General features: G+C 68.4%; 1 pseudogene. It reads right to left on the bottom strand.

The window, feature by feature from the left end:
- Window positions 1-1,046: pseudogene (locus EOA22_RS34900) on the bottom strand (autotransporter outer membrane beta-barrel domain-containing protein); the annotation flags it as partial.

Raw genomic sequence — 1,046 nt, 5'->3', positions numbered from 1 at the left:
GTATCGCGCACCACAATGCCTTTGCCTGCCATCGAGCTGCTGGCGCCTGAGATGTTGACGCTGACCGTGCCGGAACCATTGTTGAGGATGTTGGCTGCATCGCCGCTGCCGCCGGCGAAACCGCCGGCGCCGGTGACCAAGATATCGCCAGCGCCGCCGGTGCCGGCGATCAGCTCCAGGCCATCGGTCGCGCCGGTCACCGTGTTGGCGGCATTCACTGTCACTGCGCCGCCGCCGGCCGCCAGAATGCCCTCGGAGAGGGTGCCGGTGATCATGCCGGCCGTGGTGACGGTGATCGCGCCCGTGCCGCCAGTGGTCGCGGCGATGCCCCTCGTGCCAGAGACATTGCCTGTGGTCACATCGACCGTGGCCGCAGTCGCTGCGAAGACCATTTGGGCGGTGATGCCTGCAAACCCGGTGGCGGTGACGTCGCCCGCAGTCACCTTGATATTGCCGCCACTGCCCTGCGCAAAGATGCCGCCACTGCCGCCGCCAGTCGCGGTGACCGGACCAGCCGCCGTCACCGTGAGCGTGCCCCCGCCCAAGTTTACCGCGGAAATCCCGCTGCGGCCATCGATTGCGCCGTTGGCCGTCACGTCGAGATTGCTGGTCTCCGACCGGGTCTGCACGTCGATTGCGGTTCCGGCCAGCGCGCTCACGGCACCTGTGGTGACGCCAATGTCGCCGCCAAGGGCTGTATCGCGAACGTAGATGCCATGGCCGCCGGTGGAGTTGCTCGCGCCCGCAATGTCGACGGTGAGGGTGCCGGCGCCGTTGTTGAGGATGTTCGCCGCGTCGCCGGTCCCGCCGACGAAGCCCCCGACGCCGGTCACCGAGATGCCGCCGCCGCCGCCGGTCCCGCCGATCAGGGTCAGGCCGTTGGTCGCCCCGGTCACTGCCTCGAGGACGCTTACGCTCACTGCATTGTTGCCGGTCGCCACAATACCCTCGGCGAGGGTGCCGGTGATCGTGCCGGTGGCAGTGACGCCGACCGTGCCCGTGCCATTGTTGGTGGCCACGATGCCCGTCGTGCCGGAGACATTGTT

It is taken from the genome of Mesorhizobium sp. M7A.F.Ca.US.014.04.1.1, from assembly GCF_003998745.1.
GTDB lineage: Bacteria > Pseudomonadota > Alphaproteobacteria > Rhizobiales > Rhizobiaceae > Mesorhizobium > Mesorhizobium ciceri.
Note: the sequence above shows the minus strand (reverse complement) of the source record. Positions and strands in the feature narration are given on the sequence as shown.